This is a genomic window from Catenuloplanes indicus, assembly GCF_030813715.1.
GTDB lineage: Bacteria > Actinomycetota > Actinomycetes > Mycobacteriales > Micromonosporaceae > Catenuloplanes > Catenuloplanes indicus.
Genome location: NZ_JAUSUZ010000001.1, coordinates 8,821,429 through 8,845,786, shown reverse-complemented (window position 1 = coordinate 8,845,786; position 24,358 = coordinate 8,821,429). Strand labels below are relative to the sequence as shown.

At 73.7% G+C, this 24,358-nt stretch carries 24 protein-coding genes and 1 pseudogene; 5 read left to right on the top strand and 20 right to left on the bottom strand.

Features of this window, described 5'->3' with window-relative positions; genetic code table 11:
- Positions 1-846 carry a fumarylacetoacetate hydrolase family protein gene (locus J2S42_RS39705; RefSeq protein WP_307247916.1) on the bottom strand — a complete coding sequence of 282 codons (846 nt, stop codon included), beginning with the start codon at positions 844-846 and terminating at the stop codon, positions 1-3.
- Positions 847-1,037: 191 nt separating this feature from the next.
- Between J2S42_RS39705 and J2S42_RS39700 the strand changes: the two genes are divergently transcribed.
- Positions 1,038-2,123, top strand: a complete 1,086-nt coding sequence (locus J2S42_RS39700; RefSeq protein WP_307247914.1) for an acyltransferase family protein — start codon at positions 1,038-1,040, stop codon at positions 2,121-2,123.
- 49 nt (positions 2,124-2,172) lie between these two features.
- Here J2S42_RS39700 and J2S42_RS39695 read toward each other — a convergent pair whose 3' ends face one another.
- The 10 genes from J2S42_RS39695 to J2S42_RS39650 all read right to left on the bottom strand — a co-directional run bounded on the left by J2S42_RS39695 (position 2,173) and on the right by J2S42_RS39650 (position 13,695).
- A complete protein-coding gene (locus J2S42_RS39695; RefSeq protein WP_307247912.1) occupies positions 2,173-2,613 on the bottom strand; it encodes an SgcJ/EcaC family oxidoreductase in 441 nt (146 codons plus the stop codon).
- 6 nt (positions 2,614-2,619) lie between these two features.
- Positions 2,620-3,591 (bottom strand): AraC-like ligand-binding domain-containing protein, encoded by a 972-nt coding sequence (locus J2S42_RS39690; RefSeq protein WP_307247910.1) that lies wholly within the window; start codon positions 3,589-3,591, stop codon positions 2,620-2,622.
- 325 nt (positions 3,592-3,916) lie between these two features.
- On the bottom strand, positions 3,917-4,258 hold the full coding sequence (locus J2S42_RS39685; RefSeq protein ID WP_307247908.1) for a hypothetical protein: 342 nt from the start codon (positions 4,256-4,258) through the stop codon (positions 3,917-3,919).
- A 218-nt stretch (positions 4,259-4,476) separates the two neighbouring features.
- Positions 4,477-6,456 (bottom strand): response regulator, encoded by a 1,980-nt coding sequence (locus J2S42_RS39680; protein WP_307247906.1) that lies wholly within the window; start codon positions 6,454-6,456, stop codon positions 4,477-4,479.
- On the bottom strand, positions 6,453-7,478 hold the full coding sequence (gene cheB / locus J2S42_RS39675; RefSeq protein ID WP_307247904.1) for a chemotaxis-specific protein-glutamate methyltransferase CheB: 1,026 nt from the start codon (positions 7,476-7,478) through the stop codon (positions 6,453-6,455). The genes J2S42_RS39680 and cheB overlap by 4 nt, the downstream gene beginning before the upstream one ends.
- The gene (locus J2S42_RS39670) at positions 7,475-9,739 is read right to left on the bottom strand and encodes a hybrid sensor histidine kinase/response regulator (RefSeq protein ID WP_307247902.1); all 2,265 of its coding nucleotides are present in this window, start codon (positions 9,737-9,739) and stop codon (positions 7,475-7,477) included. Before J2S42_RS39670 ends, cheB begins: the two co-directional genes overlap by 4 nt.
- 7 nt (positions 9,740-9,746) lie before the next feature.
- Positions 9,747-11,219, bottom strand: a complete 1,473-nt coding sequence (locus tag J2S42_RS39665; protein WP_307247900.1) for a methyl-accepting chemotaxis protein — start codon at positions 11,217-11,219, stop codon at positions 9,747-9,749.
- 10 nt (positions 11,220-11,229) lie between these two features.
- On the bottom strand, positions 11,230-11,910 hold the full coding sequence (locus J2S42_RS39660; RefSeq protein WP_307247898.1) for a chemotaxis protein CheW: 681 nt from the start codon (positions 11,908-11,910) through the stop codon (positions 11,230-11,232).
- On the bottom strand, positions 11,907-13,301 hold the full coding sequence (locus J2S42_RS39655; protein ID WP_307247896.1) for a CheR family methyltransferase: 1,395 nt from the start codon (positions 13,299-13,301) through the stop codon (positions 11,907-11,909). Before J2S42_RS39655 ends, J2S42_RS39660 begins: the two co-directional genes overlap by 4 nt.
- On the bottom strand, positions 13,291-13,695 hold the full coding sequence (locus J2S42_RS39650; RefSeq protein ID WP_307247894.1) for a chemotaxis protein CheW: 405 nt from the start codon (positions 13,693-13,695) through the stop codon (positions 13,291-13,293). Before J2S42_RS39650 ends, J2S42_RS39655 begins: the two co-directional genes overlap by 11 nt.
- Positions 13,696-13,974: 279 nt before the next feature.
- Here J2S42_RS39650 and J2S42_RS39645 point away from each other — a divergent pair.
- Positions 13,975-14,097 (top strand): annotated as a pseudogene (locus tag J2S42_RS39645) (SigE family RNA polymerase sigma factor); the annotation flags it as partial.
- A 140-nt stretch (positions 14,098-14,237) separates the two neighbouring features.
- Complete coding sequence (locus tag J2S42_RS39640; protein ID WP_307249333.1) at positions 14,238-14,390, top strand: hypothetical protein; 153 nt, start codon at positions 14,238-14,240, stop codon at positions 14,388-14,390.
- A gap of 34 nt (positions 14,391-14,424) precedes the next feature.
- Here J2S42_RS39640 and J2S42_RS39635 read toward each other — a convergent pair whose 3' ends face one another.
- Positions 14,425-15,345: a DMT family transporter gene (locus J2S42_RS39635; RefSeq protein WP_307247892.1), complete on the bottom strand. Its 921-nt coding sequence runs from the start codon at positions 15,343-15,345 to the stop codon at positions 14,425-14,427.
- Positions 15,346-15,425: 80 nt separating this feature from the next.
- Here J2S42_RS39635 and J2S42_RS39630 point away from each other — a divergent pair, with 80 nt between their 5' ends.
- Positions 15,426-16,340, top strand: coding sequence for a LysR family transcriptional regulator (locus J2S42_RS39630; RefSeq protein WP_307247890.1), 915 nt, complete (start codon positions 15,426-15,428; stop codon positions 16,338-16,340).
- Between the two features lie 31 nt (positions 16,341-16,371).
- Here the strand turns inward: J2S42_RS39630 and J2S42_RS39625 are convergent, their stop codons facing one another.
- The 3 genes from J2S42_RS39625 to J2S42_RS39615 all read right to left on the bottom strand — a co-directional run bounded on the left by J2S42_RS39625 (position 16,372) and on the right by J2S42_RS39615 (position 19,176).
- Positions 16,372-17,502, bottom strand: a complete 1,131-nt coding sequence (locus J2S42_RS39625) for a peptidoglycan recognition protein family protein (RefSeq protein ID WP_307247888.1) — start codon at positions 17,500-17,502, stop codon at positions 16,372-16,374.
- Between the two features lie 181 nt (positions 17,503-17,683).
- Positions 17,684-18,361 (bottom strand): HAD family hydrolase, encoded by a 678-nt coding sequence (locus tag J2S42_RS39620; RefSeq protein ID WP_307247886.1) that lies wholly within the window; start codon positions 18,359-18,361, stop codon positions 17,684-17,686.
- On the bottom strand, positions 18,361-19,176 hold the full coding sequence (locus J2S42_RS39615; protein ID WP_307247884.1) for an alpha/beta hydrolase: 816 nt from the start codon (positions 19,174-19,176) through the stop codon (positions 18,361-18,363). The genes J2S42_RS39620 and J2S42_RS39615 overlap by 1 nt, the downstream gene beginning before the upstream one ends.
- Positions 19,177-19,336: 160 nt before the next feature.
- Between J2S42_RS39615 and J2S42_RS39610 the strand changes: the two genes are divergently transcribed.
- Positions 19,337-19,759: a VOC family protein gene (locus tag J2S42_RS39610; RefSeq protein ID WP_307247882.1), complete on the top strand. Its 423-nt coding sequence runs from the start codon at positions 19,337-19,339 to the stop codon at positions 19,757-19,759.
- On the opposite strand, the gene J2S42_RS39605 is transcribed toward J2S42_RS39610, so the two are convergent.
- The 5 genes from J2S42_RS39605 to J2S42_RS39585 all read right to left on the bottom strand — a co-directional run bounded on the left by J2S42_RS39605 (position 19,738) and on the right by J2S42_RS39585 (position 23,460).
- Positions 19,738-20,280 (bottom strand): GerMN domain-containing protein, encoded by a 543-nt coding sequence (locus J2S42_RS39605; RefSeq protein ID WP_307247881.1) that lies wholly within the window; start codon positions 20,278-20,280, stop codon positions 19,738-19,740. The genes J2S42_RS39610 and J2S42_RS39605 overlap by 22 nt on opposite strands.
- Positions 20,277-21,635 carry a sensor histidine kinase gene (locus tag J2S42_RS39600; RefSeq protein ID WP_307249286.1) on the bottom strand — a complete coding sequence of 453 codons (1,359 nt, stop codon included), beginning with the start codon at positions 21,633-21,635 and terminating at the stop codon, positions 20,277-20,279. The genes J2S42_RS39605 and J2S42_RS39600 overlap by 4 nt, the downstream gene beginning before the upstream one ends.
- Positions 21,636-21,640: 5 nt before the next feature.
- Entirely contained in the window at positions 21,641-22,321 is a 681-nt protein-coding gene (locus J2S42_RS39595; RefSeq protein ID WP_307247879.1) for a response regulator transcription factor, read from the bottom strand.
- 208 nt (positions 22,322-22,529) lie between these two features.
- On the bottom strand, positions 22,530-23,144 hold the full coding sequence (locus J2S42_RS39590; protein ID WP_307247877.1) for an STAS domain-containing protein: 615 nt from the start codon (positions 23,142-23,144) through the stop codon (positions 22,530-22,532).
- 16 nt (positions 23,145-23,160) lie between these two features.
- Positions 23,161-23,460 carry an STAS domain-containing protein gene (locus tag J2S42_RS39585; RefSeq protein WP_307247875.1) on the bottom strand — a complete coding sequence of 100 codons (300 nt, stop codon included), beginning with the start codon at positions 23,458-23,460 and terminating at the stop codon, positions 23,161-23,163.
- Between the last annotated feature and the right edge of the window lie 898 nt (positions 23,461-24,358).

Sequence of the window (24,358 nt, the reverse complement as noted above, 5' to 3'; positions counted from 1 at the left end):
TCAGGCCGCCCGGAACGTCTGCCGCTGCCGCCCGAGCCCGTCGATCTCCAGCTCGACGACGTCGCCGGGCCGCAGGTACGGTTTCGGCTCCGGCTGCCCGAGCGCGACGCCGGCCGGCGTGCCCGTGTTGATCACGTCGCCCGGGTGCAGCGTCATGAACTGCGACAGGTAACGGACGATCTCGTACACCCCGAAGATCATGTCTTTGGTGCTGCCGGTCTGCCGCGCCTCGCCGTTGACGCGCAGCCGCAGGCCCAGGTTCTGCGGGTCGGGCACGTCGTCCGCGGTGACCAGCCACGGCCCGAGCGGGTTGAACGTGGCACAGTTCTTGCCCTTGTCCCACTGCCCGCCGCGCTCCAGCTGGAACGCGCGTTCCGACACGTCGTGCGCCACCGCGTACCCGGCGATGTGGTCCGCTGCCCGTTCCGCCGACTCCAGGTAGGCGGCGGAACGGCTGATCACCACGGCCAGCTCGACCTCCCAGTCGGTCTTGGCGCTGCCGCGCGGGATCAGCACGTCGTCGTACGGCCCGGCCACGGTGTCCGCCGCCTTCATGAACACCACCGGCTCACCCGGCGCGGCCGCCCCAATCTCCGCCGCGTGATCGTGGTAGTTCAGCCCGATGCACACGATCTTGCCGATCCGCGCGACCGGCGGCCCGATCCGCAGCCCGTCCGGGTCCAGCACCGGCAGCCCGGCCGGGATCGCCGCGAGCCCGCCACCGGCCAGGAACGCCGGATCGACGTCCGGGATCACGCCGGAGAGATCACGCAGGACCCCGTCACCGTCCAGCACGGCCGGGCGCTCCGCCCCGACCGGCCCGACCCGCAGGAGCCGCACACCCATCACCACCCGGTTCGATTGAGATCACTGGATAGCGAATCAGCTGGCGGCCGGGAAGTACAGGACCTCTGCCGAGGTGTCGTACCACGGTGGCAGGAGAGCCACCGATAGGGCGGGTGCGTACCGTGGGGCTACGTCGCATGGAGCACCCCGGGGTGACGCCGGGGCGGACCGTGGCCGCCTAGCGTGCCGGCATGGTGGATACGGGGCTGGTGCGCAGGATCGAGGCCGGGACGGCGGCCGGGCGGGACCGGGCGGTGGACGGGCTGCGGGCGGTGGCGATCCTCGGGGTGGTGCTGGGGCACTGGCTGGTGACCGCGATGGTGGCGACCGCGGACGGCGTGGCGGTGGCGAGCCCGCTGACCTACCTCGGTGGTATGACGTGGGTGTCCTGGCCGCTCCAGACGCTGGCGGTGTTCTTCCTGGTCGGCGGCCGGGCCGCGGCGCTCGGCTACCGCCGTCCCTACCGGGCGTGGCTGGCGCGGCGGCTCCGGCGGCTGTTCCGGCCGGTGGTGGTGCTGCTGGCGGTCTGGACCGCGATCACCGCGGGTCTGCTGCTGGCCGGCGCCGGGCCGAAAACCGTGCACACCGTACTCACGCTGGTCCTGTCGCCGTTGTGGTTCCTGCTGGTGTTCGCGGGCCTGACCGCGCTGACGCCGCTCGCCATGCGCCTGCACCCGGCGTGGCCGCTGCTGACCGTGGCGGCCGTCGACGTGGTCCGGCTCGGCCTGGACGGTCCTGCGGCGCTCGGCTGGCTCAATGTTGCGGCGGGCTGGCTGGTGCCGTTCACGCTCGGCGCGCGTTACTTCCATCGACGGTACGGGTGGGCGCTGCTGATCGGCGGCGCGGTCGCCACGGTCGCGCTGGTGCGGTGGGCCGGCTATCCGGCCGCGATGGTCGGCGTGCCGGGCGAGTTCTCCAATCTGAACCCGCCGACGCTGGCCGCGGTCACGTTCGGCCTGGCCCAGTGCGGCGCCGCGCTGCTGCTGCACGGCCCGCTGCGGCGGCTGCTGCGGGCGCCGCACGCGTGGGCCGCGGTGGCGGTGGCGAACCTGTCCGCGATGACGGTGTTCCTCTGGCACCAGACCGCGATGCTCGCGGTCACCGGCCTGACCCTGCGCACCGCCGGCCCGCTCCCCGGCCTGCACACGCTCCCGGACACCCCGGCCTGGCCCGCGGCCCGCCTGCTCTGGCTGCCCCTCTTCGCGGCCGCGCTCGCGGCCTGCTGGGCCCTGTTCCACCGCGCCGAGACCGGCCGGAAGCGCAGCGTCACCGGATGACCGGACGCCGCCGGCCCGGAACCGGACCGGCGGCGCTGCCGGAAACCGGTCAGGCCGCGGTGGCCAGGTTGTCCAGCGCGACCGTGGCCTCGAAGGAGACGATCCGGGCGTTCTGCAAGGTGGCGACCTCCCAGCGGTCGTTCTGCCAGACGACCGCGAGCAGCTGCATCACGTACCGACTGGACAGTGGTTCCTCCTCGCCGGGCAGCAGGATGCCGGCGCGGTGGTGGACCACGCCGTAACCGGGCGCCAGGATCCGGGCGAACGGCACCTCGCTGCGGACCAGCCGCGAGCCCTTCATCACGGTGTCGAAGACCGGCTGGTTGGCGGCGATCAGGGCGGCACGGCCGCGCAGGATCGACCCCTCGAACTCGACGAGTTCGGCGTCCTCGGCGAAGTCGGCGTAGAAGCCGGTGGCGTCGCCGCGGGCCCAGGCCTCGCACATCCGCGCCGGGATGGCGCTCAGCGCCTCGACGGACTGCTGCTCCATGAAAAATCACCTTTCTGTGCGTGCGCCACCATCCTCTCCGCGGCCGGCACCGGCCGCCTTGACCATGCGTGCCGGGTTACTGGAGATCAGCGTCGCGGCGGTGTAGCCGTAGGTCGCCTTGAACAGCCGGCTGAAGTGCGCCGGGTCCGGGAAACCCCATCGAGAGGCAACGGCCGTGACGGTACGGCCGGAGACGGCCAGGTCCGCGTGACAGCGCTCCAGCCGGCGGGTGCGGATCAGCGCGGCCACCGTCAGCGGCTCGTCCTCGAACAGCCGGTGCAGGCGCCGTACCGACATGTGGTGGGCTGCGGCCACGGTCGCCGGGGTCAGCCGCGGGTCGGGCAGCCGCGCCTCGATGTAGCCGGTGATCCGGTCGCGCAGTGCCTCGTCCGGCGCCGGGTGCGGGTCGCCGAGCCGCGCGGACAGCGCCACCGAGAGCAGCTCGATCACCGCGGCCGCGGAGCGGGTCTCCTGGTCGGCGCGCAGCGGGCCGCCGAGCGTGCGCGTCATGTCCCGGGCCAGCGCGGACACCAGCGCGCCCGGGCCGCTGTCGCCGGGGATGCGCACGCCGGCCAGCCGGTCGGCCACGCGGGCGCCGAGCCGCAGCGCGGTGCGCGGCACCATCATGGTCACGTGGCGGCTCTCGGTGCTGGCGAACCGGACCGGGCGCACCGGGTCGATCAGCATCAGGTCGGCCGGCCCGAGCACCGTGTCGCCACCGCCGTGCTCGACCCGTACCGAACCCCGCGCCATCACGTCGATCTGCCACATCGTGACGTCGGACTCGCGCACGGCCCGCGCGTCCCGGAAGCACTCCCCGGCCGGTGTGACCAGCTCGGTGAGCCGCAACGGTCCCAGGTCGCGGCCGCGCACACCGGCGCGGAAGTCGCGTTTCTCGTGCCGCCCGCCGCGCAACGGCGGCAGCTCACGCGCCGCCAGCGCCTCCAGGTACGCCTCGGCACCGGTCACCTCGTCCACGCCTTGCAAGATAGACCCTGTGTACCCGCGCGCTGGCGCTGCTCGGCGCCGCCGGTCTTCAGGCCACGCAGGTGCGGATCCTGCGGTTCTCCCCCGGGCCGGACCGACATCGGGTTCGCGGCCGACTCGGGCGCCCTCAACGTGGGCATCGCGTCCGGCGCGTTCCTCGGCGGCGCGCTGCTGCCCGGTGCCGGTGTGCGGGCCGCGTTCCCAACCGGCGCGGCGGTGACCGCTGCCGCGTTCGCGCTGCTGGTGGCCGAGTGCGCGGGCTCCGAGCACGGCCGGGTGTCGCGACCGGGCGGTGAGCGGCGCCGCGCGGTTACCGTCACCAGCGATGCAGCAGCTCGAGATCCCACTCGTCGAGCACGCCACCGAACCCTTTCTGCCTGGCGACCCGCTCCAGCGGGGGCAGCAGCGCGGACGGCCGGTCGCGCAGCGTCCCGATCAGGTGTCCGGCCGTCCACGGCGCCGGGAGCGGATCCGTGTCCAGCTCCCACCGCGGAAACTTGTTGTACGGCCGCACCCGCCCGTACAGCGCGAACAGCGTCCAGAGGAACCACGGCGCTGACTCCCGCTCGTCGAGGCCGGCCGCCTCGTCCCGGCCGTCCCGCCGGCTCTTCGCGGCCCGGTAGGCGAAGTTGAGGAACCCGTCGAGGTACTCGCGCACCCAGGCGTCCGGCTCGGGCGCCAGGCGCCGCCGTGCTCGCGGACGATCACGTAGACGTCGGTGTCCGAGTGGTCGGTCGCGGCGTCCCGCGCCCGGGAGCCGGACAGGACCAGCCCGGCCACGTCTCGTCCGCGCCGGCGCGGGACAGCAGTTCCTCGTAGGCGTGCGTCACGTCCCGAAGTATCGCGCCGGGCGCAACCGGATTCACCGGCGTGGCGCTACGGCTCCGCCGGTGGCAGCGTGAAGTTGAAGGACGCGCCCTCGCCGGGGTTCCCGGAGGCCCAGATCCGGCCGCCGTGCCGGTCGATGATGCGCCAGACCGTGGTCAGCCCGATCCCGGTGCCGGGGAAGTCGTCGTTGGCGTGCAGCCGGCCGAACGGGCGGAACAGCTGGTCGGCCTTGTCGGCCGGGAAGCCGGCGCCGTTGTCGCGGACGTGGAACACGCCGTCCGCGTAGCCGATCTCGATCCGCGCGCCCGGTGTGCGGCCGGTGAACTTCCAGGCGTTGCCGAACAGGTTGACCAGCACCACGCGCACCAGTTCCACGTCGCCGGACGCGGTCATGCCGGGCGCGATGACCGCGGTCACCGCGCGGTCCGGGAAACGCTGCCGGAAGTCGTCGACGACCTCGGTGGCGACCGCGGTGACGTCCACCGTGTCCCGCCGGATGTCGCCGCGGCTGGCGCGGGCCAGCAGCAGCAGCGACTCGATCAGCGCGGCCATTCGCCAGGCCGCGCCGTGGATGCGGGTCAGGTCCCGCCGTGCCCGGTCGGTGGTGTCCGGGTCGTCGAGGATCTGTTCGGTGAACCCGAGGATGGTCTGCAGCGGCGCCCGGAGGTCGTGCGACACGCTGCCGCTGAACGCCTCCAGTTCCCGGTTGCGCCACTCCAGTTCGTCGACCATCCGGGCGCGGGCCTCCGCCGCGTCCCGGGCCGCGCGCTCCTCGGCCGCCATGATCTCCCGGGTGAGCAGTTCCTCCCGGATCCGGCGGGACTCGTCCTGCAGGTGCTTGCGGCGCAGATGCGCGCGGACGTGCGCGCGCAGCGTGCCCGGGCCGTCGACGGTACGGACGTAGTCGTCCGCGCCCGAGGACAGCGAGCTGAGCATCACGGCGCCGTCCTCCACCCCCACCATGATCAGCGGGATGTCGCGCAGGCCCGGCACGTCCTTGATCCGTTCACAGGTCTGCCGGGCCTCCGCGACCGCCTGCGAGGACGCCTGCGCGCCGAACGCCGGGACCGCACCGAGCACCACGCAGTCGGCCGGCTGGGCGGCCAGCATGGCCATCGCGTCGTCCGCGTGCCGGGCGACCACCACCTCGTAGCCGTCCTCGCGCAGCGCGGCCTGGGCCTGCGCGAGGTAGCCCGGGTCCGCGCCGATCATGAGGACCTTCTTCGGGCCGTGCATGCCGCGCGGCGCGTCGATCGGCAGCGTGGCCGCGGTCTGCCGGAGCACGGCCGCGAGCTTGGCCAGCAGTACCGCGAAGTCGTCCTGCTTGCGGACGAACGCGTCCGCGCCCGCGTCCAGGATCTGCAGTTCGGTGGCGTAGTCGTCGGACGCGGTGAGCAGCAGGCAGGGCAGGTTGCGCAGTGCCGCGTCCAGCCGGATGCGGCGGATCACGGTGGCGCCGTCGATGCCGGGGAGCATGCCGTCGACGATGACCGCGCTGGGCCGCCGGTCCGCCGCGACCCGCAGGCCCTCCTCCCCGGTCCCGGCGGTCAGCACCGCGTAGCCGGCCTCCTCCAGCGCCTCGGTGACGACCGCGCGGAACGTGGGGCTGTCGTCGATGACCAGCACGGTGCGCGCGTGCGAGGCGGGGGATCCGCGGGCGCGCAGCAGTTCCCGGCTGCGCGCGACCACGAAGTGGCCGTCGTAGGGCTTGCCGACGTACTCGTCCGCGCCGGTGGCCAGCCCGCGGACCCGGTCCTTGACCTCGGCCTCGCTGGACAGCAGGATTCGGACCGCGCCGGCCTGCAACGGGACCTCACCGGCGTCGCGCAGCAGGTCGACGCCGTCCGCGTCCGGCAGCAGCACGTCCAGGATGATCACGTCGAAGCGTTCCCGCTGGAAGGCCGCGCGGGCCTCGGCACCGGTCGCGGCCAGCACGGTACGGAAGCCGGCCTCCGCGAACACCTCGTCCAGGTCCATCCGCACGGTGAGGCTGTCGTCGACGATCAGCACGGTGTCGGCTCCGGTCATCCCAGCGCCGCCAGCCGCTCGGCGATCGCGGTCAGCGGCAGCGTCTCGCCGGCCGCGCCGAGCAGCACGGCCTCCCGCGGCATGCCGTAGACCACGCTGGTCGCCTCGTCCTGCGCGTACGTGCGGGCCCCGGCCCGGCGCATGGCGAGCAGCCCGGCCGCGCCGTCCCGGCCCATGCCGGTCAGCAGCACGCCGACCGCGGACGGACCGTACGCGTCCGCGACGCTCTCGAACAGCGTGTCCACGCTCGGCCGGCAGGAGTGGCGTTCCGGCCCGTTGCTGAGGTGCAGCATGCCGCCGCGGACGAACAGGTGCCGGTCCGGCGGCGCGACGATCACCCGGCCGGCTCCGGCCGAGACCGGGACACCGCCGGTGGCGTACGCGACCGGCCGGTGCACCTGACCGGCGAGCCAGTCGGTGAACGCGGTCGCGAAGACCTCGTTCGCGGAGAGGTGCTGCACGTAGAGGACCGGCAGCGGGAACCCGGCCGGCAGCCGGCTGAGGATGTGCGTGATCGCGCCCGGCCCGCCGGTGGACGCGCCGATCACCACCAGCTGTGTCCCCTTCGGACGGCCGGGCATCGGCGCCGGTGCCGGCTCGGGCATCGGCGCGGTCCGCCGCCGGGTCACCACCTTGATCCGGGACACCACCTTCACCGCGGTCCGCAGCCGCGCACCCCACGTGTCGTCGGAGGCGTCGCCGCGCGGCTTCTCCAGCACGTCCACCGCACCCGCCGCGAGCACGTCGTAGGTGCCGAGCGCCTCCCGCCGGGCCGCGGACGACACCACCAGGATCGGCGTGGGGCAGGTCTGCATGATCTGCTCGGTCGCCTGCAGCCCGCTCATCACCGGCAGCATCACGTCCATGGTGATGACGTCGGGGCGCAGGCGGCGGCACATGTCCACCGCCTCCGCGCCGGTCACCGCCTCGCCGACGATCTCCACGCCCGGGTCCAGCGTCAGCGCCGCGCGCAGCGCCGCGCGCACGGTCAGCGAGTCCTCCACCACCAGCACCCGGATCATGCGGCGCCCACCAGGCCCTTGATGTAGTCGAGCAGCTCCTCCTGGTCGAACTCGCTCTTCACCACGTACGCACTGGCGCCCACGTCGAAGCCGCGCCGCCGGTCCTCCGGCGACGACCGCGAGGTGACCAGGATCGCCGGGGTCTCGCGCAGTACCGGGTCCGCGCGGGTCTGCTCGACGAACGTGAACCCGTCGATGCCGGGCATGTCCACGTCGACCAGGAACAGCGCGTAGGAGCGGTACTTCGCCCGCTCCAGGCCCTCCTCACCGGACGCGGCCAGGTCCACCTGGTACCCGGCGGACTCCAGGATGGACTGTTCCAGCATCCGCGTGGTGAGCGAGTCGTCGACCACCAGGATCGGGCGCCGCCCCGCCGCATCGTCCTCGGTGGTGGCCATCGGGGCGGCCTCGCCGGTGCGTGCGGCCGTGCTCCGCCCGCCGGCGGCGACCAGGCCGTGCGGGTCCAGCACCAGGCGCGGATTGCCCTCCGCGTCCATCGACAGCCCGCTGATCACCGGACCGGCCGGTGCCAGTTCCGGCAGCGGGCGCACGATCAGCACGGACGTGCCGAGCAGCCGGTCGACGCAGACCGCCACGATGTCCGCACCCGCCTTGACGACGACCGCGACCGCCGCGGTCTTCGCGGCCGGCGCCGGGCCGCCGAGCGCGCGGGTCAGCGGCAGGAACGGGATGACCCGGCCGTCGTGCGTGATCACCTCGGCCGAGGCCGCGGCGGCCGCCTCCTCGCCGGTCAGGCGCAGGCAGGTCTCCACCGCGTCCAGCGGCACCGACGCCAGCGCGCCGCCGGCCTCCACGATCAGGCCGTGCAGCGACACCAGCGACAGCGGCACCACCAGTTCCAGCCGGGTGCCCGCGCCGGGCGTGGTGTCGATGCTGACGTCGCCGCCGAGCTGCTCGGCCACGTCCCGGACCGCGTCCAGGCCGATGCCGCGGCCGGACACGCCGGTGACGGACGCGGCCGTGCTGATCCCGCCGCGCATCAGCATCGCCATCAGCGCGCGGGCGTCGGCCGGTTCGCCCACGGCAAGCAGTCCTTGCGCCTCCGCGGTGCGGCGGACCGCGGCCAGGTCGAAGCCGCGCCCGTCGTCCCGGCACTCGAACGCCGCGAACTTGCCGCGGTGCGTGACGGTCACGGTCACGTGCCCGTCCGCGGGCTTGCCGGCCGCGATCCGCTCCTCCGCCGGCTCGATGCCGTGCGCGACCGCGTTGCGGACCACGTGCTGCAGCGCGCCGGAGGTCTGGCTCAGCACGTGCGGGTCCAGCCGCAGCTCGCCGCCGTGCCCCTCGAACGCCACGCGCCTGCCGTGCACGGTCGCGGCGTCGTGCACGGCCCGGTGCAGCGTGGTGAGTACCGCCGCGACCGGCACCAGGCGCAGCCGTTCGGCCCGGCCGCGCACGTCGTCCAGCTCGCGCTCGACCTGTTCCACGGTCTCGGTCAGCTGCCGGCCGAGCGCGCCCAGCTCCGCGGTCAGCCGGGACGCCATCGCGCCGGCCTGGTCGGTGTAGCGAGGTTCGCCGCCGCCGTGGCCGAGCCCGGTCACCGGGTCGATGTGCGTGACCGCGCCGGTCCGGCCCACCCGCAGCTGGTCGGCAAGCGCGGCGGCGGCCCGGTGCGCGCGTTGCACGACCGCGAGCTGACGCCGGATCGGCCCGAACCGCGCGTGTGCCTCGTCCACGGCCTCCAGCAGTTCGTCCACGTCGGACGTCTCGCTGCGTACCGGCTGCGCCGGAGCCGAAACCCCTTCCGGGGGTACGGTGGCGTGCCGCTCCGCCGGTGCCGGCGGCGGTACCGGATCGGGTGTCGTGATCCACGGCTCCGCCACGGTGCCCGCCGACGGCGGGGCGGGCGGCACCGGCCCGGGCGTGGCCGGTGGCACCGTCGCCGCCGGAGCCGGCGGCGGAAACGGTGCCGCGGGCTGTGCCGGCTGGCCGATCAGTCCGTCGACGCGCGTGGTCATCGAGTCCGACAGCGCCAGCAGCTGCGAGATCTCCCCCGGCGGCACCGGCGTCGTACCGTCCCGGTACGGCATCAGGATTTCTTCCAGCGCGTGCGCCTCGTCCGCGATCTCCGGCTGTTTCACCACCCGCGCCGCGCCCTTGAGCGTGTGCGCGGCCCGCAGCAGCCGCGCCACCGGTTCCGCGCCACCGGCCTGCGTCAGGTCGAGCACTCCCTGGCTGAGCGCGTCGACCAGCTCCCGGGCCTCGACCCGGAAGTACCGCAACGGGTCCTTGGCACTCACCGCCCGCTCACTTCGCGGCTCCCGCGGTCACCATCTTCAGCAGCGACCCGGACAGCGTGCTCAGGTGCGCCGCGGTCTGCCGGGTCTGGGACGCGCTGGTCTCCGTCTCCCGGGTGACCCGCGCGGTGTCCGCGACCGCCGCGTTGACCTGCTCCACCGCGGTCGTCTGCTGCTTGGTGGACAGCTCGATCTCGCGCGCCGACTCCGTGGTGTTGCCGACCAGCGACACGATCTGCTGGAACGACGCGGTCACCTCGCCGAACTGCCGGGTGCCGGCGTCCACCGCCTTCGCGCCGGTCTCGGTCGCCATCACCGTGGTGTTCACGGCGCCGCGCACGTCGTCGATCAGCGCGCGGATCTCCTTCGCCGACGCCGCGGTCCGGTCCGCCAGCTTGCGGATCTCGTCCGCCACCACCGCGAATCGCCGTCCCCACTCGCCCGCGCCGGACGCCTCGATGGTCGCGTTGATCGCCAGGATGTTGGTCTGCTCGGCCAGCTCGGACACCAGGTCGACGACGCCGCCGATCTGCTGCGAGCGCTGGCCCAGTTCCAGCATGTGCTGCACGATCAGGTCCACCTGCTGGCGGATCGCGGTGATCGACGAGCGAGCCTGCTCGATGGTGGAGTCGCCGGACGCGGCCGCGTTCGCGGTGTCCTCGGCGATCTTCGCGACCCGCTGCGCGCCCTCGGAGATCTGCCGGGACGTGATCAGCAGTTCCTCGATCGTGGTGGTGATCTCGTTCATCGCGGTGGCCTGGTCCCGGCTGCCGGACGCCTGCTGCGCGGCCGCGGCCTCCAGCTCCGCGGACGAGCTCTGGATGTGCCCGACCGCGCCGGCCACCTGCCGTTTCAGCGCCCGGTTCAGCACCACCGCGGTGACCACCCCGGAGACCATGGCGGCCAGCGCGATCACGATGACCACGACGATCGCGGTGGCGGCCTGCTCGGACGCGTCCTGCTGCCCGGCGGTCAGGTCGCGGCGCACCATGCCGGTGAGCGCGGCGATGTCCTGGTCCAGCGCCTCCCGTTTGGGGGTGACGGTCTGGTCCCACCGCGCGGTCACATCGGTCATCGACGTGCCGGCCTTCCGCGCCGCGATGACCGCGTCCAGCGCGACCTGGTGATCCTGCTCGGCGCCGCTCACCTGGTCGAGTAGCGTCCGCTCCTCCGTGGTGGTGGTGTTCGCGCGCAGCTCGCCGACACCGGCGGTGAACTCGGCGCGGGCCTCGTTCATCGTGGTGAGGAACCGCTCGTCGCCGGTGAGCAGGTAGCCCCGGGACGCGCTGGCCTTCGCCTCCGCGGACGCGCGCAGCGCCTGCGCCTGTACCAGGCCGGTGACGCCGAGCGTGATGACCCGGTCCTTCTGGTCCACGACCGTCTTCAGCGCGCCGATCCCCACCAGCCCGGTGAGTAGCGTCAGCGCGATCGTGACCGCGAAACCGGCGCCGAGCTTCTGGCCGAACGTCCACTCTCGTCTCATAGCGATCTCCTCAACCGTGCGTCAGGGCCTGGATGGCGGCGCGGACCGCGGCGACGTCGACGATCGGCCGGGTGCCCTCCGGCCGTTGCACGATGCCGCGCAGGCACCCCCGGGGGCCGTGCCCGACCTGCTCCTCGATGACCTCGCCGGCCGGGATGCGCAGGTGACCGTCGAGCGCCTCGAACGCGAGCGCGACCGCGGGCTCACCGGCGGCCAGCACCAGCCAGCGCGACTCCGGCTGCGGCGGCTGGCCGAGCACCGCCGCCAGGCTGTAGACCGGCACGATCGAGCCGCGGAAGCCGGCCACGCCGAGCAGCGCGCCGATCGGGCCGGGCAGCGGCGTGACCCGACGGTTCGGGAACAGGCCGGCGGACTGGGACAGGCGCAGCGCGTAGCGGCGCCCGGCGACCGTGATCGCCAGCAGGTCGTGGAACTGGACGACCTGTTCCCGGGGCGGGTCCGCGAACGACCGGTCGAACGAGGCGCGTAGCTCACCGAGCCGGTCCCGCATCTCCCGCGCGGCCACACTGTCCACGGTGGACGTGACACCGGCCGGGCCGTCGCGGACGTCCTCGATCGCGCGGTTGCGGGCGGCTAGGTCGGCCATCTCGTCCGCGAGCGTGCCGGTCCAGGCCGCACCGGCCGGCGGGGCGCCCCAGGTCTCCGCCGGTGGCGTCCAGGCCTCGGTCATGACACCGCTCCGACCGCCTGGAGTTCGCTGCGGCAGAGCGCGATCAGCGACTGCCGGCCGAATCCGCCGCCGAACAGCAGGATCCGTTCGTCGGTCTCGCCGCGCAGCAGCGTCACGGCCCGGTCCAGCTCACGCGCCGCGGTCTGCCGGTCGCCGGCCTGCTTGGCCAGCAGGCCGAGCCGCATGCGTGGCATCGCGAAGCCGGGGTCGAGGTACGCGGCGAGCTGATGGTGCCGGCCCGCGGTGGCCGGGGACGCGTCACCCTCGTGGCAGACGCCGATCACGTAGTGCGCGTCCGCGTTCAGCCCGTCCTCGGCGACCAGCCGTTCGCACAGCTCCGCGGCCCGGCCGGTGTCACCGGCGTGGGCGAGCAGCGCGCCGCGCAACACCCGCACCCGGGGCAGCCGGGACTCCGGCTCGGTCATCGACTCGACGGCCGCCAGCGCATCCTGGAACCGTTCGTCGCGCAGCAGCAGGAGCGCCCGCTCGTACCCCCGCATGGGGTGGTTCTTGGATGGTGGCGCCGCCGGTGGCCGGGTGAGAGGTCCCGGCGCGGTGACCACCGGTTGCGGCACACCGGCCGGGACGGTCCGGCAGTAGTAGAACGTGCCGTGCGTGTGCCGGACCTCCAGCCCGTCCGGGCGGCTGCCGAGCGAGTCGGTGTGGCCGAGGAAGAGGTACCCGCCGGGCGCCAGCGCGCGGGTGATGCGCGCGATCGTGCCGCGCCGGACCTCGTCGGTGAGGTACATCAGCATGTTCCGGCAGAAGATCACGTCGTAGCTCTGGTGTGCCCACAGCACCGGGTCGTCGTGGACCACGTTGTGCTCGACGAACTGCACACGGGCACGCAGCCGCGCGTCGACCTCGACGCCGCCGTCGCGCTCGTGGAACCAGCGCTGCCGGATGCTGGCCGGGGTCTCGCGCAGCGACCAGGTGCCGTACCGCCCGGTGGCCGCGCGGCGCAGCACCGCACGGTTGATGTCCAGGCCGACGATGGAGACGTGCCAGTCCGGCGGCACCCGTTCCGCGGTCACGGCCGCGAGCGTGTACGGCTCCTCGCCGGACGAGCAGCCGACGCTGAGCAGCCGCAGTGCCCGGACCGACGCGCGCGCCTTCAGCCGCTCCGGGATCACCACCTCGGCCAGCGCGTGGAACTGCTCGATGTTGCGGAAGAAGTACGTCTCGTTGATCGTGACGGCCTCGGCGAGCGCGCGCAGCTCGGCCCGTTCCGGGTCTGCGGTCAGCCGGTCCAGGTAGTCGCGCTCGCTCATCCGGTGCCGTTCCGCGCGCGTGCGCAGCACCTCGGTGAGCAGGTCGTCGCGCTTCTCGTCGAACGTCATGCCCAGCCGCTCGGCCAGCAGCGCCCGCAACCGGCGCAGGTCAGGCCGCATACGCCGCCACCATCCGGGTCACGCCCTCCGGGTCGAGGAACATCAGCGGCTCCGCGTCCAGCACGCCGACCGCCGTGACCACGCCGCCCACCGACGGCGCGTCCCGGCCGGCCTCCGGATGCACGTCGCGCACGCCGAGCACCGCGCCGATGGCCAGCACGCCGCCGGTCTTGGTGGTGACGAACCGTTCCGGCGCGGTGTCGAAGTCGCCGAGCAGCCGGCCGAGGTCCAGCACCGGCACGGCCACGCCGCGCACCACGCTGACGCCACGCACGTAGTGCGCGCTGCCGGCGAGTGGCGTGATCGGCAACGGCCGCATGAGTTCCACGATGTCGCCGAGCGGCAGCGCGCACAGCACCGTACCCGCGCGAAAGATCAGCGACAGCCCGTACACCGATTCAGGCTAAATGCCGCTTTATCCGCAGGAAGCGGAATACCAAGCAAAGGCATCGGCCACGGTACGGTTTGCGGCCCGGCGTCCGGTTGCGTTCCGGGTCCGCCCGGACCGGCCCGCCGGCCGGTCGTGGACGGCGCGGCCGCTGCCGGTGATACGGGCGGCCCACGATCGACGTTGCCCGTGGGGACGGGCAACTTTTCCGGCCGCTCATCCGTATCATGCGCGTGAGGACCCCGGAGCCGGCCCGCGGCGACGACGATTCGTGGAGTTGCCCAGGTGGCGTGGAGACGACTGGTCCACGCGGCGTACCTGATCCTCGGCGATCACCACCGCGCCGAGGACGCGGCGCAGACCGCGCTGGCCCGCACGTACGCGTCGTGGTCCCGGGTCCGCCGCCAGGACGCGTACGCGTACACCCGGCGGGTTCTGATCAACCACATCACCGACGGCTGGCGGCGGCCGATCCGCGAGCAGCCGCACGCCGAGGTGCCGGACCGGCCCGCTCCGGCCGACGTCGCCGACGACGTCTCCCGCCGCCAGTGGCTGCCGAGGTCCAGGTCGGCGCCGACCGGACCGTGGTGTTCTGGTGCGATCCCGCGACCGCCGGCCGGGACCAGCTCGCCGGCCTGCGCGCCACCGACGCGACCGGCGCCGAGCTGCCCACCGGCACCTACACGCCCAGCAACGGCTAAAGCATGCATCGACCGTGAGGGCCGGCGCGAGCCGCTACGTCCGTGAACTGCCGAGGGCCGTTCGCCGTACCGGTGGCAGGGTGCGGTGGGCGCGTTCGATGTGCTGTCCCCAGTACGTGCCGACGACCATGAGCACCGCCCCGAGACCGGCGAAGGCGGTGACCGTCTCGCCGCCGAGCCCGATGCCGATCACGACCGCCCAGACCGGTTCGGTGCCCAGCAGCAGGCTGGCGCGGCTCGGCGAGCTGTGCTGCACCGCCCAGGTCTGGGCGAGGAAGGCGAACACGCTGCAGAACAGCGCGAGGTAGAGCAGCGCACCCCAGACGGGCGTGCCGGCCCGGGCGAGGGCCGGCAGGCCGCTCGCGGCAGGCCCTGCGAACAGCACGGTGCCGACGACCATCTGCACGGCCGTGAGCTGCGCCGGTCGTACGGCCCGGTCCTTCGTCAGCCGGCCGACCAGGACCACGTGCCCGGCGCGTACCACCGCCGCGGCGAGGATCAGCAGGTCACCGAGCCGGGGGCGGTGGAAGCCGCTGCCGAGCATGAGCAGCGTGACGGCGAGCAGACACAGGCCGGTGGCGGCGAAGAAGCGGGTGGGCAGCCGGCCGGCGCCGGCCGTGCGGTCGAGCAGCGGGGTGAGCACGATGGTGAGGCTGATGATCAGTCCGGCGTTGGCGGCGCTGGTGTGCGCGACGCCGTACGTCTCCAGCCCCAGCACGGCCGCCTGGGTGACGCCGAGCAGCGCGCCGATCCGGATCTCGTCCGGGGTGAGCCGCCCGCTGCGGCGGTGTGCCTCGACGAGGGCGAGGCAGGCGATGGCGGAGATCGCGTACCGGGCGAGCAGCACCGTGAGGACGGGCAGGTCGTGGGTGGCGGTCTTGGCGGCCAGGTAGCTGGACCCCCAGACGATCGCGACGAGGAGCAGCACTGCGTCGGTGCGGCGGCCGTGGAACATGCGGACAGCCTGCGGTGACCTGATCGTGAAGCCAAGAGCGACCTTCTTCAGCGACGCTGAAGGATCACTACACTCAGCGCGTGAACGAGCGGCAGTTGCAGATCCTGCGGGAGGTCGGCGAGCTGGGCAGCGTCACCGCCGCGGCCGAGGCGCTGGCGATGACTCCGTCGGCGGTCTCCCAGCAGCTCCGGCTGTTGCAGCGGCCGATCCCGGTGCCGCTCACCGAGCGCGACGGGCGGCGGCTGGTGCTCACCGGCGCCGGGCGTGCGCTGGCCGGTGCGGCAATCGAGGTGGAGACCGCGCTGGCCAGGGCGCGCAGCGTGGTGGAGGAGTTCGTCGAGCGGCCGGACGCGGACGTGTCGGTGGCCGCGTTCCACAGTGCGGCCGCCGCGTTCTTCCCCCTGCTGCTGCGCCGATCCGGGCCGGGACACCCGCGGCTCGCGTTCGCCGACGAGGATGTCGCCCAGGAGGAGTTCCCGCGGCTCACCCGCGACTACGATCTGGTGCTCGCGCACCGTCTCGGCCACGCGTCACCGTGGCCGGACACCGTCGTCGCGAGCCCGCTGCTGCGTGAGCCGCTGGACGTGGCGCTGTCCAGCGACCATCCGCTGGCCGGGAAACGGCGCCTCAGCCCGTACGACGTGGTGGACGAGCCGTGGATCGCCGTGCACGAGGGCTTTCCGTTGTCGGCCACCGTCGACGCGATCGCCACCGCGGCGGGCCGGCCGCTCACCGTCGTCCACCGCATCAACGATCTCGCGGTGGCCGCCGAGGTGGTGGTGGCCCGGGGCGGCCTGGCGCTGATGCCCCGCTGGACCACGCGGGCGCGTCCCGGGATGGTCCTCCGCCCGCTCGGCGGGGTGCGCACGCGGCGGCACATCGACGTCCTCCACCGGCCCGAGCGGGCGGCCCGGCGCGCGGTCCGGGCCGTGCTGTCGGAGCTGCGCCGGGCGGCGGCGACGATCCGGGGCGACGAACACGGGGAGCCCCGGTGACCGGGCCTCCCCGGTCACCCGTCCACGTCGGTCAGAGCGACGCCGCCACGTCCCGGCGGATCGACTCGAGGGTGGGATGGAAGGCGTCGCCGGGGCATTCGGTGGCGCCGGCGCCGATCGCCGCCCAGTCGCGGTGTCCCTGGATGGTGCGGACCTCGCCGCCGAGCCCGTTGCCCGGGTTGAGGTACGCGGTGGTGCCGGCGGGATCGAGGCCGGAGACCTTGGACAGCAGCGCGAGTACCTTGACCAGCGACTCGCGGGCGGCCGGCGTCGGCTGCACGGAGGTGAAGCGGCCGAGCAGGACCACGCCGATGTTCCCGGCGTTGAACGAGCCGACGTGCGCGCCGTTGGCCATGTTCAGTTCGCGGTCGTAGACGGGCAGGCCGTCGTCGCCGGAGACGCGCCCTTCGTAGACCGCACCGGCCTCGTCGATGAGCAGCTGGTACCCGATGTCGCCGTAGTCGTCGACGACGCAGTCGTCGTAGTAGACGGCGCGGACGGTCGCGGCCGGATCCGGGTCGTCGTTGTGCGCATAGAGCCCGGTGTGGTGGACGGTCAGCGTCTGGACCGGGAAGAACTGCACCGGCCACAGCTCGGTGGTGCCGTCCGCGGCGAAACGCAGCGTCTCGTCCGCGCCCCATGCGGCCCGGGACAGGTAGGCGGGCAGGTCGCAGGCGCCGCCGCGGGTACGCAGCTGCCGGGTGCGCGCGCCGGCGACCGGTCCGGCGGGTCCGTCGACGGTGTTCAGTTCGGTGACCACGGCGGTGCTGCCGTCGCTGGTCTGCACCTCGTAGCCGGTGACGCCCCGGGCCAGCACCAGTGACCGCCGCCCGGCGGGCGCGGTCCGGTCGTCGCGGGCGCCCGCGCAGGAACTCGCGGCGAGGTCGACCCAGTCGCCCCAGCCCGCGGCGGTACGCAGCCGGACCCCCGCGGCGGCCGAGGAGACGACCGACAGGTGGGTGAGGCTGAAGTCGGCCACGTCGGTGCGCGCCCGGCTCGCCACTCCAGGCCGCCGGTGGGCGAGCGTCGTCGGCAGGCGGCGCGCGGCCGGCGAGGCGGCGGTCGTGGTCTCGCCGGCGAACGCGTTGGCACCGGCGGCGCCGGCCAGTGCGACGGCGCCGATGCCGGCCGCACCCGCGAGCAGGTTACGTCGTGACAGCATCTGTTGTCTTCCTCCTGATAAGTCCGGTCGCTCCCCACCGTGCCGGGGTTTCCGGACATGCGCATCTGGCGAAAGTCGTAGTGGCGAAGCGACATATCCGGTGCCCGGCTCATCCCACCGGCACCACGCCGACCCACCACCGGCGCGGGTACGGAACCGGCCCGGCAGGCCGCCGCGGTCACTACGAGCGAAGGCGGAACGCGGGGTGGCCGATCAGGCCGGCGAGGCCGGTGACCTCGGCCAGCAGCGGGACGCCGGGCGGTGCGGGGCGGCCGTGCCGGTTGATCCAGGCGACCGGGATGCCGGCCGCGGCCGCGCCCGCCACGTCCGCGGCGAGCGAGTCGCCGACGTGCACCACCTCGGTGGCGGTCAGCCCGAGCGCGGCCAGCCCGGCCGCGAACATCGCCGGGTCCGGCTTGTACGCGCCTGTCTCCTCGCTGCACACCACGGCCGCGACCTCGAGGCCGTGCAGCCGGATCGCGGCGTCCAGGTCGGACCGGTCCGCGTCCGACACCAGGCAGACCGGCACGCCGAGGGTCGCCAGGAACTCGCGCGCGCCCGGCCGCAGCGGTGCCGTCCGCCAGTACGCGAACTGGGGCGCGCACAGCTGCGCCGGGTCCCCGGTGCATCCTGCCTCGGCCATCGCCGCGGCCAGGCCGTCGCGTGCGCAGTCGCGCAGCGGCCGGAACGGCACCCGGTCCGCCGCCGCCTGATAGGCACGCGACCAGGCGTGCAGCACCGCCTCCGGGGTGACCGGCCGGGTGGCACCGGCCGCGACCCGGGCCGCGATCGCCGTCATGACCTCGTCGTCGTCCTCGACCACGGTCCCGTAGAAGTCGAGCAGCACGCCCCGGACCATCAGAGGATCAGCTCCGCGACGTGTTCCGGCAGGCCCGGTGCGTAGAAGCCGTGGCCCATGCCGTCGACCACGGTCAGCCGCGCGCCGGGGATCAGTGCGGCCAGTGCCTCGCCGTGCGCGGGCGGGAACAGCGGGTCCGCGCTGCCGTGGATGACGTGCGTGGGCGCGGTGATCGTGCTGAGCGGGGCGCGGCGGGCGTCCGTCCAGCGCCGGCCGGCCAGGTCGTGGTTGGCGGCCGCCTCCGGGTGCGCGGCCCGCTCGGCGGCGCGGCGCAGGTAGTCGCGCGCGGCCGCCTCGTCGAACGGGAGGCCGTCGCCGTGCAGGATCCGCAGCGTGTCGAGCGGCGACGCCGGTTGCGTGACCAGCCGCAGGAACGCCGGGCTCGGCGGCGGCAGCGCACCGTCCGGCGGCGGCTGTCCGGCGAACGCGCGCGCCCAGGCCGGCCCGGGGTCGTTGCCCATCGGCGACGTCATGATCGCGGTCAGGGACAGCGCCCGGTCCGGGCGGTGCACGGCCAGCCACTGGCCGATCGCGCCGCCGAGTGACGCGCCGACCAGGTGCGCGGCCGGTACGCGGTGCGCGTCCAGCACCGCGAGCGCGTCCCGCGCGAGGTCGTCGATGCTGTACGGGTGCGTCGCGAAGTCCCGGCACTCGGACCGCCCGGTGTCCCGGTGGTCGAACCGGATCACCCGGCGCCCGCCCTCGACCAGCCGGTCCACCAGCGGTTCCGGCCACCCGACGGACTGCGTGGCGGTACCCATGACGAGCAGTGTCGGCACGCCGGCACCGCGCTCCTCACTCCACAGCCGAATCATGACCGCAGACGCTAGACCATCCCTGAGCTGCCCGGATCTGGCACCACCCGCGGGTACGCATCGACGGCATGAGATAATTACGGTGTCGGCGCGTCCCGTTGACAGCCGGCGCCCCGGTCGCGTGTGCTCCAGTTCCGCACGCACCCGAGGAGGCATCTTCGTGAACTGGACCCTGGAAGTGGTCGTCGTCCCCGTCTCCGATCTGGACCGGGCGAAGGAGTTCTACGCCGACAAGCTCGGCTTCCACGTCGACCACGACACCGACTTCGGCACCGGGCGGATCATCCAGCTGACCCCGCGCGGCTCGGGCTGCTCCGTCGTGATCGGCCGGGGCGCGGTGCCGGAGATGCCGCCCGGCTCACTGAAGGGCCTGCAGCTGGTCGTGCCGGACATCCGCGCCGCGCACGCCGAGCTGCGCGAACGTGGCGTGGACTGCGGCGACGTCCAGGTGATCGGGGAGAACCCGCACCCGGTCCCGGACCCGCTGGACAACGTCGGCTTCGTGTTCTTCAGCGACCCGGACGGCAACGCCTGGGCCGTCCAGCAGATCTCCGCGCGCGGTCAGGTGATCAGTTCGTCGTAGTCGACGATCGTCAGCGGCCGGTCGGAGAGCGACAGGTCCGCGCGCGGCACGCTGATCGGCTCGCCGCCGCTGGTGAACTCGACCGTGCCGACCTCCGGGCGGGTGGTGAGCGTGCAGACGATCTGGCCGAACGCGAGCACCTGGTCGCTGCGGGCGCCGTGCGCGGTCCAGTCGCCGATCTCCACGACCGCGGCGGCGCCGTCCATCGTGAGCCGGGGCGCGGGCAGCCCGCCGGTGAGCGCGCTGGTGTAGCCGTCCGCCTGTTCGGCCGCGTTCGGGCCGCCGAACAGGTCGGCGAGCTGCTCGGGCGCGGTCCGGGTGGTCGGCAGCCGCCGCTGGACGCGCACGATCCGGTCGTCCTTGACCAGGCAGAGCCGTTCCACGGCGGAGCCGACGCCGGGCGCGGGCGCGGTGCCGGACCGGTACGGCCGCGGGTTGTCCGGCTCGCGCGGCGCGTCGTCCAGCGGGATGCCGCAGCCGGCCAGCAGCAGCAGCGGCACCAGCGGCAGTACGCGTCTCACAGGCACTCCGGCAGGTCGATGCGGAACCGCGCGCCACCGCCCGGACGGTCCAGCACCTCGGCGGTGCCGTCGTGGGCGGCCGCGTGCTGGGCGACGAGCGCGAGTCCGAGGCCGGTGCCGCCGCCGTCCGCGCGCGACGAGCTCTGCGACCGGCCGCGGACGAACCGGTTCCAGATCAGCGGCTTGTCCTCCGGGCTGACGCCGGGGCCTTCGTCGTCGACCTCGATCCGGCAGCGCTCCGCGTCCGCGGTCAACCGGATCTCGGTGGCGCCGCCGCCGTAGCCGGCCGCGTTGTCGAGCAGGTTGTCGAACAGCTGCCGGATCCGGCGCCGGTCAACGGACCAGGCGACCGGGCCGCCGACCACGGTGACGATGCCCGGGTCGAGGCCGTGGTCGCGGCAGGCCTGCCGGGCCAGTTCCGCCACGTCGACCTCCTGCCGGTCCGCGGGCTGGTCGGTGCGGGCCAGTTCGAGCAGGTCGTTGACCAGGCGCTGGAACCGGTCGACCTCGTCGACGACCAGGCCGGCCGCGAGCGCGGTGCGGTCGTCGAGCGTGTCCCGGCGCCGGTCCAGCACGCTGGCCGCGGCCGCGAGCGTCTGCAGCGGGGAGCGCAGCTCGTGGCTGACGTCCGCGGCGAACCGGCGGTCGCGTTCCATCCGGGCGGAGAGCTGGTCCACCATGTGGTTGAACGAGGTGGTGAGCCGGGCCAGGTCCGGCTCGGTGGCCGGGTCGAGGCGGGCCATGTGCCGGCCCGCGGTGATCTCCTGGGCCGCGGCCGCGACCCGGGTGAGCGGGCGCAGCACGTACCGGGTGGCGTTCCAGCCGACCAGCGCGCCCGCGCCGGCGGTGCCCAGCGCGACCAGCGTCAGCACCAGCGCGAGCACGCGGAGCGTGTGGTCGAGCTCGTCCATCGAGTCGACCTCGTAGAACACGGCGCCGTCGCCGAGCGGTACGGCCACCACCAGCGCGGGGCCGTCACCGGCGTTGACCATCTGCACGCCGACCCGGCCGGTGGACGCGTGTTCCTGCAGCTCCGGCGGGATCGCGTCGGTGAGGCCGACGTCGGCGCTGCGCGCATGCCACTGGCCGGAACCGAGCTGGAGGACCGCGCGGCGGCTGTCGCCCGTGTCCAGGGAGCGCAGCACCGTACCGATGTCGGGCGTGAGGTTGTTGTTGACGCCGGCCTCCACGATCGCGGCGTCGTAGTACGCGGCCCGGACCGCCGTGTTCTCCCGTTCCGTGATCAGCGAGCGGCGCACCAGCTGGTACGACACGACCGCCATGGCCAGCGACAGCACGAGCGCGCCGGCCGCGAACCCGGTGGTGACCCGCGCCCGCAACCCGGCCCGCCCCACGACGTTCATGACACCAGGAGCTTGTATCCGAGCCCGCGCACCGTGACCAGGTGGCGCGGCGCCCCCGAGTCCTTCTCGATCTTGGCGCGCAGCCGGCCGATGTGCACGTCGACCAGCCGCTCGTCCCCGCCGTCGTAACCCCACACGCGTTGCAGCAGCTGCTGCCGGGACAGCACCCGGCCGGCGTGCTCGGCCAGCTCGCAGAGCAGCTGGAACTCGGTGCGCGTCACGGCCACGGCCTGGCCGCCGACCCGCACCTCGCCCGCCTCCGGCAGGATCTGAAGATCACCGAAGGACAGCACCGGTACGGGGTCGACCGTGACCGGCCGGGCCCGGCGGCGCAGCGCCCGCAGCCGCGCGGACAGCTCCTTGATCGCGACCGGCTTGACCACGTAGTCGTCCGCGCCCGCCTCCAGCGCGGCCACGATGTCGTGCGTGTCGTCGCGCGCGCTGACCACCACGATCGGTACGTCGTCGACGCGGCGCAGCTGCCGGATGCACTCGAAGCCGTCGATGCCCGGGAGCATCAGGTCGACGAGGACGGTGTCCGCGGCCTGGGCGCGCTGCGCGGCGAGCCCCTCCTCCGCGGTCGCGGCGCCCCGGGCCGTGTAGCCCTCGTCCTCCAGCGCCATCACCAGCGACAACCGGATCCGGTCGTCGTCCTCGATCACCAGTACGCCCGACATGTCACCCATCATGCCCGTACCGCGGCGGAGTCGCCCGGGGACACCCGCGCGCGGGACCCGCACCCGGGTGCGGCCGGCCCGCCGGTGACGGAACTCCCGTCTGGGGGGAGGAGTCGAGCCCCGGCACCGGCGGGATGATCATCTTTCGGGTGGTTCATGGCAACGGCTTCCCGGACGTGTGACGGTTTCATGACGACCGCGGACACGGTCACGACGAGCGCTGGCGCGGCGCCGGCGGGTGGGCGGCCAGCCAGGTCAGCGCGGACGGCAGGTCCTCGAAGACCGGCAGCGCGTCGTCCAGGCGCATGGTGTGCAGCACGGTCAGCACGAACCGGCTCGGCGCGGACAGGCACAGGTGGCCGCCGCGCTTGCGGGCCCGCATGTGCCCGCGCACCAGCACGCTCAGCCCGATCGGGTCGACCAGCTCCACCGCGGACAGGTCCAGCGCGATGTTGCGGTGCAGCGCGGTCGCCCGGCCGAGCGCCGCCTGCATGGTGGACACCAGCAGCCGGTCGATGTCGCCGGTGACCTCGACGATCGCGGCGTGCGGGTCCGGCCGCACCACGACGTCGCGCGCGATGTGCTTGCGGACCGGCCAGGTCGCGGCCGCGACCGCGGACGGCTCGCGCAGCTGCCCGACCGCACACTCGGGGCAGGTGTGCTGCCCGGTCGCGAACGGCGACCCGGCCCAGCCCTGATCGGTCAGCAGCGGCCACACCACCTCGAGGTCGCGCAGATGGTCGGCGCGGCAGCTGACCACGTCCCCGCACCGATCGCAGATCAGGTCGATCATGTTGGCGACCTGCCCGGGCACCGCGGTCATGACATACCACCCATCGTCAGCCGGCGTCGATCTGCAGCACCTTCGTCGCGTGCGCGATCTCCAACAGACGGAGTACCCGCGCCGTGGGCCGGCGCAACGCCAGCCGTCCTTCGCTGCCCCACAGGCGCCGATGCGTGCTGAGCAGTAGATCGATCCCGGCGGCGTCGATCGCCGGGCATGCGGCGAGGTCCAGGACGAGCCGGGACGGGCGCCGCGCCAGAGCCTGGTCCAGCAGCAACTCGACCGCGGGCAGGCGATGCCGCACCAGCTCGTGCGTGATCGTCAGCTCGATCAGGGCGGCCTGCCCCACCTGCATCCCGGCCTCCCGGTCGCCACGACTCCACTTCGATCAGGCTGCCGGGGGCGTTTGACGGCGCCCCCGCCAATATGTGTCAGTTCCGTGACGATTCCTCCCGTGAAACAGCCATCCCCGGTCGTACGAATCCAGGATTCGCTGTTCCTGCTCGCGGCGTGGCCACTTGCCGCATATTCCCGGCCCTGTGCCCGTTCCCGCCGAGACGCCGGCCGCTTGCCGCGCAGCCCGCACACCACCGGCGCCCAGCCGGCCTACGCCACGGTCGTGCGCGCTACCCGCCCGAAATCTCCGGATGAAGCCTTCGGCCGCTTCCCCTGGTGATCGCATCCGCCCACGGGGGCCGAGGCCTGTGTGATCAATCAGTGGAGCGAGAAGGAGGTCATTTAGCGAAGTTGATATCTATATCGCTCCACTGATTGATCACACAGGGTCGAGCGGCGTCATTCGTGGGCGGCAGCGCACACCAATGCAGGGTGGGATATCGCGATATTTCGGGCACGGAGTGCCCGGTTGCCGCCGCGGGACCAGGTTGCCGCCGCGGGACCCGACAACCGCAGCACGGCCAAGTGCCGCAGCACGGCCAAGTGCCGCAGCAGGCCGGTTACCGCGGCGGGGCCGGTTACCGCGGCGGGGCCGGGTGCCGCAGCAGGCCGGGTCACCGCAGGCCGGGTGCCGCAACAGGCCGGGTCACCGCAGCACGGCCGGGTGCCGCAACAGCCAGATCACCGCAGCACGGCCGATGCCGCGGCAGGCCAGGTCACAGCGGCAGGGCCGGACTGCCGCGGCAGGGCCGGGTTGCCGCGGCAGGGCCGGACTGCCGCGGCAGGGCCGGGTTGCCGCGGCGGGGCCGGGTGTGTCCGGCATAACCGCGGGAAAGAGCAACGGAGTTGCTTCCGCG

Bases quoted from the DNA above. Each gene is read 5' to 3' on its own strand.
- J2S42_RS39625 (WP_307247888.1), bottom strand. From the start codon at position 17,502: ATGCTGTCACGACGTAACCTGCTCGCGGGTGCGGCCGGCATCGGCGCC.
- J2S42_RS39585 (WP_307247875.1), bottom strand. From the start codon at position 23,460: ATGCAGGTGGGGCAGGCCGCCCTGATCGAGCTGACGATCACGCACGAG.
- J2S42_RS39655 (WP_307247896.1), bottom strand. From the start codon at position 13,301: ATGCGGCCTGACCTGCGCCGGTTGCGGGCGCTGCTGGCCGAGCGGCTG.
- J2S42_RS39700 (WP_307247914.1), top strand. From the start codon at position 1,038: ATGGTGGATACGGGGCTGGTGCGCAGGATCGAGGCCGGGACGGCGGCC.
- J2S42_RS39680 (WP_307247906.1), bottom strand. From the start codon at position 6,456: ATGACCGGAGCCGACACCGTGCTGATCGTCGACGACAGCCTCACCGTG.
- J2S42_RS39635 (WP_307247892.1), bottom strand. From the start codon at position 15,345: ATGTTCCACGGCCGCCGCACCGACGCAGTGCTGCTCCTCGTCGCGATC.
- J2S42_RS39660 (WP_307247898.1), bottom strand. From the start codon at position 11,910: ATGACCGAGGCCTGGACGCCACCGGCGGAGACCTGGGGCGCCCCGCCG.
- J2S42_RS39595 (WP_307247879.1), bottom strand. From the start codon at position 22,321: ATGTCGGGCGTACTGGTGATCGAGGACGACGACCGGATCCGGTTGTCG.
- J2S42_RS39705 (WP_307247916.1), bottom strand. From the start codon at position 846: ATGGGTGTGCGGCTCCTGCGGGTCGGGCCGGTCGGGGCGGAGCGCCCG.
- J2S42_RS39590 (WP_307247877.1), bottom strand. From the start codon at position 23,144: ATGACCGCGGTGCCCGGGCAGGTCGCCAACATGATCGACCTGATCTGC.
- J2S42_RS39665 (WP_307247900.1), bottom strand. From the start codon at position 11,219: ATGAGACGAGAGTGGACGTTCGGCCAGAAGCTCGGCGCCGGTTTCGCG.
- cheB (WP_307247904.1), bottom strand. From the start codon at position 7,478: ATGATCCGGGTGCTGGTGGTGGAGGACTCGCTGACCGTGCGCGCGGCG.
- J2S42_RS39615 (WP_307247884.1), bottom strand. From the start codon at position 19,176: ATGATTCGGCTGTGGAGTGAGGAGCGCGGTGCCGGCGTGCCGACACTG.
- J2S42_RS39620 (WP_307247886.1), bottom strand. From the start codon at position 18,361: ATGGTCCGGGGCGTGCTGCTCGACTTCTACGGGACCGTGGTCGAGGAC.
- J2S42_RS39695 (WP_307247912.1), bottom strand. From the start codon at position 2,613: ATGGAGCAGCAGTCCGTCGAGGCGCTGAGCGCCATCCCGGCGCGGATG.